The sequence below is a fragment of the Pantoea sp. BS_8 genome (assembly GCF_041954965.1).
Classification (GTDB): Bacteria; Pseudomonadota; Gammaproteobacteria; order Enterobacterales; family Enterobacteriaceae; genus Pantoea; species Pantoea stewartii.
The window spans coordinates 54,298-67,316 of the sequence record NZ_JAVAXU010000016.1 but is presented as its reverse complement, the minus strand read 5'-3'; the positions used below and the strand labels follow the sequence as shown (position 1 = coordinate 67,316).

Below are 13,019 nucleotides of genomic sequence, written 5' to 3'. Positions count from 1 at the left end.
CAACAATATGCAGGGCGACACGGCACAGCGGATACTGCAAAGTCGCCTGGATATGACGCAGCCGGCTGTCGTGTGGGCGGATAAGCCCTGGGTTAACCTGAAACCCATTCAGTCGGCCATTGCGGCGCCGGACGACGTCAGAATGCCGCCCTGTCCGGTGTATTTTAACAGTCCCGAAGGGCTGACGCTGCCGCAGATAGCCAGCCGCATTAATGCCCTCTGTGGCTTCCGGGTTTACATCTCGCCGGAGGTTTCAGCAGCACTTCTGCAGTCCGCCGGTGGCAGCGTCGTCACGTCGCAGATGAGCGGTCGCCTTCCTGCACCTGACGACAACGGCCGGGTGCCGCTGGCACAGATGGGTATGCCGGCGCAGTCCGCTGTCATGTCGACGTCTGAACCTGTCCTGTTCCAGGGAACACGCTTTCAGGGCGATGCGCAGGAAGCCCTGAACATTGCCGCCAGTACGCTGGGCCTCTCCGTTCGCCGCACAACGGGGCGTGTGGATTTCTTTATTCAGGACACGCGCACCTTCCAGCTCGCCATCCTCAATACCAAAGTCGACAGCTCCGCGTCCATCACCTCCGGGGCGGGTGCTCAGCTGGGCAACCAGAGCGGAACAGGCGGCACCAAAGGCGACGTCAGTTCGAATCAGAAAACCAACTACGGCATGAACAGCGACCTCTATAACGATATCCGCAAAACGGTCGAGCAGATACTCACGCCAAAAAGCGGCCGTTACTGGCTGTCTGACGCCACCGGCACGCTCAGCGTGACCGACACGCCTGACGTACTGGACAGGGTCGGCCGGTATATCGATTACCAGAATAAAGTACTGAAACGTCAGGTACAGCTGACACTGCAGATTGTTCGCGTCACCCAGACCAAAAACGTCGACCGGGGACTGGACTGGGGCCTGATTGCCAAAACGGTGTCAGGGCTGGGTGCGAGCGTCGGCAGCACCTTTACCGGCGCCCCGGCCAATGCGGGGAGTTTTGGTCTGTCCATCCTGAACAGTGCAACCGGCGGAGCTGAGAAGTTTTCCGGCTCACAACTCATGCTCAGGGCGCTTGAGCAGCAGGGTACGGTCACGATGGCGCTGAACCAGACTGACCCGACGGCCAACCTGACGCCAATAGCCTACCAGCTGTCCAACAATACCGGGATGCTCAACAGCTCCAGCTCCACGGCGGTGGCCAACGTGGGTGTGACGTCCAGCCAGACCGTTACCAGCATTACCACCGGCCTGTTCATCACCATGCTGCCTTTTGTGCAGGAAAATGGCGATATCCAGCTTCAGTTTGCCTTCAGCTACACCACGCCACCAAACATTCAGAGCTTTATCAGCAAAGACGGGAACACCCGTAACGACGTGGCCAACACCGCGACCGAAGGCCTTGCCCGCAAGGTCAATCTGCGCGCGGGGCAGACGCTGGTGCTCACCGGCTCAGAACAGCAGAACGCCTCCTCCAGCATGCAGGGGACGTTTACGCCTGAGAACTTCCTTCTGGGCGGCGGTCAGAGCGGCGCGAAGAGCCGTTCAACGCTCGTCATCATGGTGACACCGGTTTTACTGGGGCAATAACGATGAAAATCTCTAAAAAAGCGTCACGCCTGCTCAGCTCCGGCGTAACGGTCAGGGACAGAAAAAACCGCCGCGAATGGGTGGCCGGCATGGAGTGGGAGGAGGCTCAGTCCGGTATTCAGTGGCTTCGCCACGGCACACGGGCAGCGGACACGCACTACCGGATTCAGGGGGCTCGTTCGCATGCTCTGGTGGGTAATGTATCCCCGGGCCGGACCCGCAGGGGCCTGTATTCACTGGCTCTGGCCTTTCAGCTCAAAGAAAGCGGCAATGCCTGGGGTATATACCGACTGAGCCGTGAGCATGACAGCTGGGTGTTTCTTGCCATAAGCAACGGGCACCTCTCGGTCATGGGCGACTTCACCGGCACCCGGGCTGATGCAGAGTCCGCCGCCAGAAACTTCCTGCATTTTAACGATTCCGAATCAGGTGAGTTCCGCTGTGTTGCTGCAGCGGATGAAAACATCGGCGTTCTATCTGTTACCTCTGGCCTCACAGGCGCTCAGCTCAAACGCTGCCGTCTCCGCCGTCGCCTGAGCCCGGCGGAAGTCGCACTCCCTTCACTGTTGCTGATGGTGTTGCTGTATGCCGGCTGGTATGCCAAAGACACCCTCAGCGAACGGGCGAGACAGGCCGCCGATGAAGCCGCATTCCGCGCAAGGATGGCCATGACGCCGGCAAAACCTGTGCTGCCTGCCTCAGCGCCGCATCCCTGGGCGCATCAGCTGCCGGTGCCTGTGATGCTCAGCTTCTGCTGGCTGACGCGTGAACCGCTGTACGCCTCTGTTGCCGGCTGGCGCGTTTCAGATGCGGAATGCATTCCGAAGGGCATCCGCCTGCGCTATACCGCCACGCCGGGCGCGACGGTGAGCGATTTTGCTAAACGCGTCAAAGAGTTGTTTGGCCTCGATGCGGTCTTCAATCTTCAGGAAGGCGGCAAAAACGGGGATGTGTTTATCCCTGCCCGGGTTAACGCGGAGATGTTTAAAGATGAAAAGCTGCCCGGTACTGATGCACTTCTGATGCGCTTTATCTCTCATCTGCAGCGGCGAAACATTGATGTGAAGTTTGACGAAGTTAAGCCGCCTGTTCTCGCCCCCGGGCAGGAAATGAAAACAGCACCGCAGGACTGGCGGGAATTCACCTTCATCATCAACTCCCGCCTGCTGCCCGATCTGCTTTTTCAGGGTCTGGATGCGACGGGGATTCGTCTGACGAGCGTGGCCATCACCATGAACGAGCAGGCGAAGTTCAATTACACCATAAAGGGGAGCGTTTATGCGCAGAAATAGCCCTGCAGTTATCTGTCTGCTGCTGTCATGGACGCTGATGCATCACGCTCAGGCAGCAGACAGCGGCTCTCTTCCGCCCAACGTCACCCTGGGCGAGCTGGAATCTGCTCAGGCGCAAAACCTGTTGCTTGAGCAGAGGGTACAGACGGCGCGACTGCAGCAGCAGCTGCGTGAGAGCCTGGCGCCTGTCACGTCTGCGCCAGCGCTTTCAGCCGTCGTTCCGCCGCTCTCCTCTTACCCCCAGGCTGGGCAGATGCCGTCATCCTCCTCACAGGTAAAAGAGAGCAGCTCAGCAGCTCCTAAGTCTGCCAGCATCAGGCTGGTCGAGATTTACGGTAAGCCCGGCCAGCTCCGCGCCCGTCTGCTGTTGCCGAGCGGCGGTATCGCCGAGGTGGTGAAAGGCGACCAGATACCCGGCACGGCAAAACGCGTGACGGCCGTGACCGAAACGCTTGTGCGTCTCAGTGACGACACCGAACTTTCATTCTGAGGTGACCATGAAACCGGCTAAAGAATTTGCTGACTTTGTATTTGCCGAGCACCACCCTGTTCAGGGTGTGACGCTTCTCATTGATAAAAACCGCCGTCAGGACCCGGCCATACAGCGCTGGGCCGTGGATATGGCTAAACAGCACCCCGGCGCAGAAACAGAATTCGTTACGCTCAGTGAACTCAGCCAGCGCCGTGAAAGGGCTGTTGCCCAGGGGCTGGTTGTCACGGAAAACGACCTCGACAAAAAAGACGTCAGCCGCTCACAGGATAAGGTGCTGAGTTATTTCAGCCTCGCTAAAGAACTGAATGCATCAGATATTCATATGGAAATCAGTGGGGACCGTAAAATTACCGTGATTCAGCTGCGCATCCACGGCGAGCTTGAGGTGACAGACGAGCTGACCGACGAGGAAGGCACGACGCTGGCATCCACTGAGTATATTTCCATGTGCGACGTGCGCGAACAGTCTTTTGTCTCGGGGCGCGAGCAGTCCGGGCGCATCAATTCTAAATTTGCGCGTCAGGCCGGCCTTTTCGGTGCCCGGTACGAGCACCGCCCCACGCCGGACGGTCTCATTGTGGTCATGCGCATGATCCCCGATGACAGTAAAAACATCCCCACACTGTCTCAGCTGGGGTTTCTGGACGAACAGATCAAAATCATCACACAGATACTTCGCCTGCCGTCGGGCATGGTGCTGGTGACCGGTCCGACCGGTTCCGGTAAAAGCGCCACCCTTCGCGTGTTAAGCGATATCTGGCTGAAGATTACTGGAGGTAAAAAACGCCTGCTGACGCTGGAAAACCCTCCAGAAGGTCTTATACCCGGTGCAATCCAGACGCCGGTGATGCCCGATGACAGTACGCCGGAAGCCATCAGCCGGGCCTGGAACAACGCCAACGCCTCCGCGCTGCGACTCGATCCCGACGCCATCCTGAACGGTGAGATGCGTGATTTCCACTCGATTATGGCGGGCATTTACGGCACCGAAACGGGACATATTTTCATGTCTACCCAGCATACACTCAGCGCTATCGGCGCCCTGAGTCGCATGGAGCATTTTGGCATCAATCGACAGCTGCTGGCCGATTCGTCCCTTATTACAGGCCTTATTGGTCAGCGACTTGTGCCGGTCCTTTGTGACAGCTGCAAAATCCCCTGGGCTGAGAAAGCGCCTGAACTGGACAGTGATACCCGTGAACGTCTGGAAAAATATTGCACAGTTGAAGGTGTCTGCCACCCCGGGCAGCTTTTTTTTCGCAATCCGGAAGGTTGTGAATGCTGTCGTAAAGTCATTCCGATCACAAAGCGCGTTGTCAGCAAAGGCATCACCGGCCGAACTGCCGTGGTAGAAGTCGTCCGTACTGACGCGATGATGATGCAGCTGTGGCTCAATCATGGACCGGCCGTGGCCCGCCAGTACTGGGTAAATAAAGGCGGCATCACCCGCGTGATGCACCTGCTGCGCTATCTGGCTGAGGGCCGCGTTGACCCGCTTGAAGGTGACCTGGTTTGCCCGCTGGATGAGGATGAGCTGATGCGCTGCGAGGTTCCCCATGTCGCGTAACCTGCGCTTTCGCACTGAGCGGGACATGTCCATTTTTGAAAAATGTCGCTATCACGCCGTCAGGCTGACCTTTACCGGTGCACACCGTCAGGTGTTTTACGAAAACATGCGTTTTCTGCTGGAAAACCGCAAGCCGCTGGACATTTCCCTGAAGATGATTGGCGATGTGCACACCAGTTTTGGTGAGAAGTGGCATCCCTACCGGGAACTGATCGATGACTGTCTTGAAGGGCTCAGTGATAACACCCCGGGACGGACGCTCAGCGACGTGCTGGCCATATGGGTGCCTTACGAAGAAGCGGCGCTCATCAGCGCGGGAATGCGGACAGGGAAAATTCCGGTCTCCCTGGTACAGGCAGACAAACTCATCAGAGCCCGCCAGCGCATCCTTAATCAGGTGGTTTTTGCTTCTGTCTATCCGCTGGTACTGGTTGTACTGGGTGGCAGTCTGCTGGGCGTCAATAACCTCGCGCTTATTCCGATGCTGAGTAACATTAACGACCCGGCAGGCTGGACGGGGGCTCTCGGCTTCATGAAAGACCTTTCGGACTGGACGGCTCAGTGGGGACCTGCAGCGGCATTTTCCGCTGCGGCTTTGCTTGTGGCCAGCCTTTGGTCACTTCCCCGGTGGCGCGGCAGCCTGCGCCGCATCGCCGATAACTTTCTGCCCTGGTCTTTGTATAAGGATCTTCAGGGAGCGGTGTTTCTGATGAATACCGGTGCGCTTCTGGGGGCCGGGGTCCCTGAGCTTGATGCACTGGAGCTTCTCAACAGTTTTGCTCCCCCCTGGCTGCAGGAGCGCATTGAGGCCGCCATGGACGCCATGAGCGAGGGGAATTCTCTCGGCATGGCGCTGCGTGAGTGCGGCTATGACTTCCCCAGTCGTGAGGCTGTTAACTACCTGTCACTGCTTGATGACGGCAAGGGGTCAGCCGAAATGATCAGCAACTATGCCGACCGCTGGCTTGAGCAGACACTGAAACGTGTCGCCCGCAGGGCCAACACCATCAAATTTTTATCAATGCTCATGATTCTGGGGTTCTTTGCACTCATCATTCTGATGATTATGCAACTTCAGGATACAGGCTCTTTCAACCTTCACTGAGGACATGCCATGTCTGTTTCAAACAATACCGTAAAAGTTCACCCGGACCGGGGCTGGGGGTTCAGTGAACAGGGTTATATCGTAATGGGTACTCTCCTTGTTCTTGCCACTGTGGTCGTAGCCGGCTGGAAACTTTTGCACAAAAAAGACACCGCCGTTGAGGTCACCAGCCTGCAAACCATGCTGAGCAACGGCGTGGCCCTTAAAGGACGTTACGGATACGATTTTTCCAGCGGTGCCTCCATGACAGGCATTCTTATTAAGAAAGATCTCGCACCGTCCGGTTATACCGTTCACGGCACGCCATCGTCTGGTACTGCCACCCTGACAAACAGTTACGGTGGTCAGGTCATCATCGCCCCGGTTGCGGTCAATGGGTATAACAACGCCTTTTCAGTCACGAGCCAGAGCCTCCCGGAGTCAGCCTGTATTGATGTTGCATCCGCTATGAACTCATCCGGCACCTCCAACACGCTGACCATCAACAGCACGGATTTCAGCGATGGTGCCAGCTCTGAGGCAATCGCACAGGCCTGCACCGCAGACAGCGGACGCACTGGCAATAACACGATTGTCGTGACCCACAACGGCTGATGCTATGTCCCGCCCGGTGCTGGTTGTGATGATGTTTATGACGCTGTTTTGTGCCCGCGCGCAGGCATTCTGCTTTGACGCAGCGGGCGCTAAATATCATATCGACCCGCTTCTGATTAAGGCAATCGCGACGGGTGAGAGCAGCCTCCATCCTGGCGTGACCCACATCAATCTTGACCCGAAAACCGGGCAGGCTGTCAGCACGGATTACGGACTGATGCAGGTGAACTCTTCGCATATTCCGTCGCTTGTGGCGCAGGGCTTTATCAGCAGTTCACAGGATCTGCTGACGAAACCCTGCCTCAACGTGCAGATAGGCACCTGGATTCTGGCCTCGCATTTTCAGGTCTGTGGTATCAGCTGGAACTGCCTGGGGTCGTACAACGCCGGATTTCGTAAAGACCGGCATGAAACCCGCGAGTCCTACGCCAACCGCGTTTATGCCATTTATAAAAAACTGCTGTTAAAAGAGCGGGGAATAAAACTGTGACACTGCTGACCCTGAGTATGCCCTGGCAGTTTACTGCCGCGCTGTTTCCTGTGTTTCTCTCACTGCTGAGCCTTATCGCCACACACGTCCGTAAAAGCATCGGCCTGTATTACCTCCCCCGTAACCGGGTGGAGCAGGAGGTCACCGCCACTGCTGTCAGCTGGCTGTTTGCTGCGGCCGCCACGGTGGTCATGCTCTCTCCACTGTCACAGCGACTGCCTGCGTTTTTTTTCATCCTGTTTCTTTTCAGGCTGACGCTGACTGATGCCCTGACGGGTTTACTGCCGCGACGCATGACCATCAGTTGTCTGCTGGCCGGTCTGGCGGCTTCACTCTGGAAGCCCGTCAGTGAAGGTTCCGGCGCCGCGTTGTCTGTCGTGGCGGATCACGCAGTTGCCTGCCTGGTCGTCCTCGTCATGGTCGGTGCTTTACGTCAGTTAAGTATTATGCGCGACGGCAGAGAAAACCCGGCGCTGGGCGACGTGTGGCTGGCTGGCGCAGTCACAGCCTGGCTCGGCTTTTCAGACGGCTGCTGGGCGATCGGAACAGGCGTTGTCATGTTTACACTCTGGCAGGCGCCGAAACGCCATACGGGCGAAGGCGGTCCGCTGGGGCCATGGCTGTCAGCGGGCGCCGTGACAGTGACCCTGATTCAGCTCTATCAACCCATTGTGATCTGGTGAATGACATGCCTGCTCAAAAATCTCACGATCGTGGCTGGGCCATAGTCAGCACCGGGATTGCACTCATGGTTTTGCTTTATATGTCTGTCTGGGGCGGTTCGCTGGTTCGCGACTGGAATGACAGACAAAATTGGCTCAGGAGCGCCACGCAGGCCTCCCGGTTCACGCTGGCCGTGAAAAGCTACACGGGCCGCTACTACGATACGCTGCTGTCGACTGCGCCCGTAACGGTGACGCCGGCCATGCTGAAAAATACGGGTTTTCTGGAGCCGGGATTTACAGAAAACAACGATTATGGTCAGCAATATCTGGCCACGGTGGTGCGTAATCCGTCTCAGAATAACCAGTTGCAGGCGCTGGTTTACACGCAGAACGGGAATCCACTGCCCTTTTTGGCCATGGATCAGATAGCCGTCAGCATCAACGCGGGGATGGGCGGCTACATCGATACAGCGGGCACGGTTACCGGCGCCCGGGGCGGCTGGTCGGCTCCTCTTCAGACCTTTAACGCAAACACCACCCCCGGCCATATCGCGGCACTTCTGACAACGGATGACCTCGGCGCCTCCCGTGCAGAGAGTGACCGGTTATACCGCTTTGCGGTGAACGGCAAACCCGACCTCAACACCATGCATACCAGTATCGATATGGGCGGAAATGACCTGAACAATACGGGTAATGTGAACGCGGCAAACGGCAATTTCAGCAGCAACGTCACGGCAAACGGCACCGTAACGGGTCAGGATGTGAATGCTCGCGGCAACATGTCTGCCGGCAGTAACATCACGGCGAACGGCGATATTCGCAGTAACAGTGGCTGGCTCATCACCCGGGACGGTAAAGGCTGGCTGGATGAAGCGCACGGCGGCGGTTTTTACATGTCGGATAACGATTGGGTTCGCGCGGTCAACGACAAGAGCATTTACACCGGCGGACAGCTACAGGGCGGAACGGTCAGATCAAACGGCCGGCTCTCCACGGGAGATGTCCTGCAGCTTGACGGGGTAAACAATCCCGGTGCGGATTGCGGGCCAAACGGTCTGGTCAGCCGCGACTGGAGTGGCGGGATACTCTCCTGCAAAGATGGTAAATGGGTGGGGATGAAATCAAGCGGTCAGTACGGTGACCTGGGATACATCACGGGGCAGTATAATGGTTATAACGGTCAGCCTTATACCATTACCGTTTATGCTACGGGCGGCGCGTCAACTGTCCACAGACAAATTGGCGATGGTGACTGCTCTAACACTTATGACCTTGTCGGTTACGCTGGAGGAAAGTTTGTGGCGCAGGCGCACGACAACAATACGGGCTGGGCAAAGGCGGGATTTATCAGCTTTCAGGTGCCGGCAAATACGAGCTACAGCATCGTTTCCAATCCCCTGCCCGAATACGGGTGTTCACCGGGCGCCTTCAACGGCTTCATTTACCAGTGATGTCTTTATACAGAACGGGCGTGCAATAAAAGACCGCCCTCTGGCGGTCTGAATTTCATATTGCTGACCGGGATACCCGGGGTTGCTCTTCTCTGATGTGTTCGTCGGGTGTTTCAGCCGTATCGGCTATACCCGAATGGCCGGTATAGCCGCTGCGGTGCCAGGGCAGCGGTTTGACATGGGGAATGTCTCTGGCCATTGCGGTAAAGGTGACGAACATACACAGAGCTGCAAAACGGAATCCCGCTTTCATGTGCTTTCCTCCTCGCTGTTGAACAACCGGAGTTATCCTGCAAAAAATTCCGTAAAGCTGCGTCAGTCAGATTTAAAGCTCCCGAGGAGCCTGTAACGGATTCATAAATCTTTGAAAGCGGCTGATGAGTTAATCATCGCCAGTGCTGCGTTAATTTTGCACCTTATGGCCGTTCTGCTGTGCAGCCATAAGGAATTCACCGATGTCACTTTCCCATGCCTCACCTGATGAACTGGTTGCGCCCGTTTCGGGGGCCAGCATCACAACAGATGAGCCCGTTGTTTTTTCGCCAGCCCCTGAAAAACGGTCGCCCGACATACGGCGACTGTTGCGTCAGGGTGGTGCGGCCTTTGTGGTTATCGCTCTCCTCGGCACCCTGACGGCTTCTGCGGTCCTGCTTGTACGCGTGTCGAACCTGACTATCCGGGTTAACACCCTGGATGCCGCTTTCCGCAGCGGCGAGATTGGCCAGCTGTCTTCGAACGTTACCATCATGCAGGAAAAGCTGAAAACGCTGGAAAAACAGGTGTCAGCGCTTGCGCCGGTGCAGGACAAAGTCACCTCTCTGTCGACTGAACAGCTCAAACTCAGCACCCGTGTGAATCAGCTCAGCGATGCAAGCCTCTCCGATCAGCAGTCTGTTGAACAACTGCAGCAACAGCTGGGGCAGTTACGCCAGGAGGTTCAGACGTCAGCCTCGGCTGTTGAGGCGCTCAAACAGCAGGCGGTGGCCACGCCAAAAGCCCCTGAGCCGGAAAAGGCTAAGCCGCAGCCGTCTCAAAGGGCGGTTACCTCGCCAAAAAAGGCTAAACGGTCAGTCCGGCACGCGGTGATGCTGGCTGCACCGTTTGAGCTGACCGGCATCGAACGACGCGGCGGCCAGACCTTCGCCGTCGTCATTCCCCGTGGCGTCACCGTGATTTCCTCAATGCGCCTGCTCTCACCCGGGGACGGCTTTATGGGCTGGACCCTGCGTGCGCTTGAGGGCAATGCAGCGCTGTTCAGAGTTAACGGCAGTGCCGTTCGTCTTCAGGTTCAGTAAAAGGACAAATCATGAGAAAAACACTGACTGTAACACTCATATTAATGCCTTTATGGGCGCTGGCCGCTTTGCCGCCGAATTATGAAATGCACAGCACTGTTGCGCCGATTCAGGAAAACAGTTCATCACAGCAGAATACACAACAGCAGGCCCAGCAGTGGGGCCTTTCTGCCAGCGACTGGAGTCGTTATCAGACCCTGATGAAAGGCGAGCGTGGGATCATGTCACCGGGGCTGGACCCGCTCACGGCGCTCGGTGTGGAAACCGATAACAGCGCGGAACGTCGCCGACTGGCTGAGTTATGGGTCAAACACGAATATCAGCGAACCGAGAAGGAGCTGGCTTTCCAGCGGGAAGTCAACGCCGCCTGGCTTCGCCTCTATCCGGAAACGCTGGCGGTAAACATGGGCGCCAACGCGGCCGGCATTGCGCACGACACGCAGGGGCGCCTGGCGCTGTTCCTGAAGGAGAACTGCTCACGCTGTGATGCGCGTCTTGCCGCCGTGCTGGCTGATAACCGTCCTGTCGACCTGTATCTGGTCGGCATCGACAGCGATGACGGTCTGCGTGCCTGGGCCGTTAAGCACAACATTCCTGTGGAAAAAGTCCGCAGCCGGCAGATAACCCTTAATCACGACAATGGCCTGTGGTTCAGGTACGGCATGGGGCAGATGCCGGTCATTCTGCAGCAGGGGGAGACCGGATGGCAGGTCGCGGCGTACTGAAAAAGGCGGCCTTAGTGGTCTGCCTTGTCAGCTGCGCCTGCAGTGCGACTGACAGCCGCCAGGTCATTCCGGATGCCTACCGGCAGATAGCGGCAGCAGAGCGGGTGCCGGCGGAGTCGCTTTATTCACTGGCCATGGCAGAGAGCACCCGCAAAACCGCATGGGGTGCAAAACCCTGGCCGTGGACCATCAACGTAGCCGGCCGGGGTTATCACTATGAAACGCGTGAAGCGGCCTTCGCCGCCCTGCTGGGGTTCATGCAGCGCTGGCCACTGAAGAACATCGATGTCGGCGTGGCTCAGGTCAACCTGGGCTGGAACGGGCATTTTTTTCCGACCTACCGCGACGCCTTTGACCCGTATCTCAACCTCCGTGCCGCCGCCCGCATACTTCGCGCCTGTTACGAAGCACGCCCCGGCAGCTGGTTAAACGCGGCTGGCTGTTATCACCATCCGGCCGGCGGTAAAGAGGCGCAGACCTACATCGCCATCGTTCGCCGCAAGCTTGGCCAGATTGCCCCGGTGTCATCCGGTGCACAGTCTGTCATGCCGGTCGAGCTCGCCAGTAACTCCCTTACCTGGATCGAACCGAAATGATGAAACGCAACTGCTTTATCCGTAACGCTCTGTTCAGCGCGTGTCTGCTCTCCGTCGTCACGGGGGCCAGCGCGGCGCTGGTTGTGGTCGGAGACCTGGGTGGTGAGCCCACAGCGCCGTACTTTGATGCCATTAACGCTGACAAAGATGCTGTTGCCGGTTCACCCTCCGTGCCTGCAGCACCGCCTGAATCGCTGTCCATATCCGACATGCTGCCCGTCAGCACGCCGGAAATGAGCCCGGGCCCGGTCACTCCTCAGCCGCTTGAGCTTTCAGGCATGCCGCCGGTGTTTGTGGTGGGTGACGACAGCCTTTCAAAACAGTGGCTTTCACAGCATGCGGCAGCGCTCAGTCAGATGCATGCCACGGGTATGGTCGTGAGCGTGAAAGACGCGGCTGCTCTGAGCGCGCTTCGTGCGCTGGTGCCGTCCACAGAGATGGTGCCGGTCAGCGGCGGTGATCTTGCCCGCCGCCTGCACCTGGTCCATTACCCCGTGCTGATTACCGAAAAGGGGCTGTCCCAGTGATACCGGTGTCTGTTATTGCGGAGCTGGTAAGGGGACATCCGTTAAAGGTAGCGGTTGCTGTGGCGCTGGCCCTTGTTCTGGTGTGCCTGCTTTCTCCTTTCTGTCTCAGGAGCGCCAGTGCGAGGCGCCATCGCCTTTATCAGAAACGCGCCGCATCAGCACTCTCCCGCCTGCCGCAGCTGCGTGATGACGCTGCCAGGATGGTGTGGCTGCGCAAAATGAATCCCTATGTGTTTGAGGAGATGCTGCTGACGGCACTATCCCGCCAGGGATTTCGTATCAAACGCAACGCCAGCTACAGCGGAGATGGCGGCATGGACGGCCAGGTCTGGATAGCCGGCCAGCGCTGGCTGATTCAGGCGAAGCGCTACGGTGCCACTATCAACGCACAACACGTTGTTGCATTCGGAGAGCTGGCCCGTAAGGAAGCGTGCAGTGGGCTCTTCATCCATACCGGGCGCACGGGTGAAGTCAGTCGTGAAGCCTTCAGATGCTGGCCAAATGTCACGCTCATCAGCGGCAATCGTCTGCTTCAGCTTCTTGCCGGCGACCGGCGCTGGCTGGATTTCCCCGACAACTTTCATCACCTGAAGCTGCAGTCCGGTTTCAGCGCCCCTTCATCCCGCCATTGAGG

General features: G+C 57.7%; 15 protein-coding genes. 14 read left to right on the top strand and 1 reads right to left on the bottom strand.

All coding sequences use genetic code 11. From position 1 onward, the window contains the following. The 9 genes from RAC65_RS20895 to pilV form a co-directional block, all read left to right on the top strand. A partial coding sequence (locus tag RAC65_RS20895) for a PilN family type IVB pilus formation outer membrane protein (RefSeq protein ID WP_375097210.1) occupies positions 1–1,582 on the top strand: 1,582 nt, incomplete at its 5' end. 2 nt (positions 1,583–1,584) lie between these two features. Further along, positions 1,585–2,874, top strand: coding sequence for a type 4b pilus protein PilO2 (pilO2, locus tag RAC65_RS20890; RefSeq protein ID WP_375097209.1), 1,290 nt, complete (start codon positions 1,585–1,587; stop codon positions 2,872–2,874). Next, positions 2,861–3,364: a type IV pilus biogenesis protein PilP gene (pilP, locus tag RAC65_RS20885; protein WP_375097208.1), complete on the top strand. Its 504-nt coding sequence runs from the start codon at positions 2,861–2,863 to the stop codon at positions 3,362–3,364. Before pilO2 ends, pilP begins: the two co-directional genes overlap by 14 nt. A 7-nt stretch (positions 3,365–3,371) precedes the next feature. Next, complete coding sequence (locus RAC65_RS20880) at positions 3,372–4,934, top strand: GspE/PulE family protein (RefSeq protein WP_375097207.1); 1,563 nt, start codon at positions 3,372–3,374, stop codon at positions 4,932–4,934. After that, complete coding sequence (locus RAC65_RS20875; protein WP_375097206.1) at positions 4,924–6,039, top strand: type II secretion system F family protein; 1,116 nt, start codon at positions 4,924–4,926, stop codon at positions 6,037–6,039. The genes RAC65_RS20880 and RAC65_RS20875 overlap by 11 nt, the downstream gene beginning before the upstream one ends. A 9-nt stretch (positions 6,040–6,048) precedes the next feature. Then, on the top strand, positions 6,049–6,633 hold the full coding sequence (locus RAC65_RS20870) for a type 4 pilus major pilin (protein ID WP_375097205.1): 585 nt from the start codon (positions 6,049–6,051) through the stop codon (positions 6,631–6,633). A gap of 4 nt (positions 6,634–6,637) precedes the next feature. Beyond that, positions 6,638–7,123 (top strand): lytic transglycosylase domain-containing protein, encoded by a 486-nt coding sequence (locus RAC65_RS20865; protein WP_375097204.1) that lies wholly within the window; start codon positions 6,638–6,640, stop codon positions 7,121–7,123. Beyond that, entirely contained in the window at positions 7,120–7,806 is a 687-nt protein-coding gene (locus RAC65_RS20860; RefSeq protein ID WP_375097203.1) for a potassium transporter TrkH, read from the top strand. Before RAC65_RS20865 ends, RAC65_RS20860 begins: the two co-directional genes overlap by 4 nt. A 5-nt stretch (positions 7,807–7,811) precedes the next feature. Further along, a complete protein-coding gene (gene pilV, locus RAC65_RS20855) occupies positions 7,812–9,242 on the top strand; it encodes a shufflon system plasmid conjugative transfer pilus tip adhesin PilV (RefSeq protein WP_375097202.1) in 1,431 nt (476 codons plus the stop codon). Positions 9,243–9,297: 55 nt separating this feature from the next. On the opposite strand, the gene RAC65_RS20850 is transcribed toward pilV, so the two are convergent. Then, positions 9,298–9,495 carry a hypothetical protein gene (locus RAC65_RS20850; protein ID WP_206116493.1) on the bottom strand — a complete coding sequence of 66 codons (198 nt, stop codon included), beginning with the start codon at positions 9,493–9,495 and terminating at the stop codon, positions 9,298–9,300. Positions 9,496–9,697: 202 nt separating this feature from the next. Here RAC65_RS20850 and RAC65_RS20845 point away from each other — a divergent pair, with 202 nt between their 5' ends. Genes RAC65_RS20845 through RAC65_RS20825 form a run of 5 tightly spaced genes read left to right on the top strand, consistent with a single transcriptional unit; the run spans position 9,698 to position 13,017 of the window. Next, positions 9,698–10,537: a plasmid transfer protein gene (locus RAC65_RS20845; RefSeq protein ID WP_375097201.1), complete on the top strand. Its 840-nt coding sequence runs from the start codon at positions 9,698–9,700 to the stop codon at positions 10,535–10,537. Between the two features lie 11 nt (positions 10,538–10,548). Beyond that, on the top strand, positions 10,549–11,262 hold the full coding sequence (locus RAC65_RS20840) for a TIGR03759 family integrating conjugative element protein (RefSeq protein WP_375097200.1): 714 nt from the start codon (positions 10,549–10,551) through the stop codon (positions 11,260–11,262). After that, on the top strand, positions 11,241–11,858 hold the full coding sequence (locus RAC65_RS20835; RefSeq protein WP_375097199.1) for a lytic transglycosylase domain-containing protein: 618 nt from the start codon (positions 11,241–11,243) through the stop codon (positions 11,856–11,858). Before RAC65_RS20840 ends, RAC65_RS20835 begins: the two co-directional genes overlap by 22 nt. Then, positions 11,855–12,385 carry an integrating conjugative element protein gene (locus tag RAC65_RS20830; protein ID WP_194761752.1) on the top strand — a complete coding sequence of 177 codons (531 nt, stop codon included), beginning with the start codon at positions 11,855–11,857 and terminating at the stop codon, positions 12,383–12,385. Before RAC65_RS20835 ends, RAC65_RS20830 begins: the two co-directional genes overlap by 4 nt. Beyond that, positions 12,385–13,017 (top strand): restriction endonuclease, encoded by a 633-nt coding sequence (locus RAC65_RS20825; RefSeq protein ID WP_375097213.1) that lies wholly within the window; start codon positions 12,385–12,387, stop codon positions 13,015–13,017. The genes RAC65_RS20830 and RAC65_RS20825 overlap by 1 nt, the downstream gene beginning before the upstream one ends. Positions 13,018–13,019 lie beyond the last annotated feature (2 nt).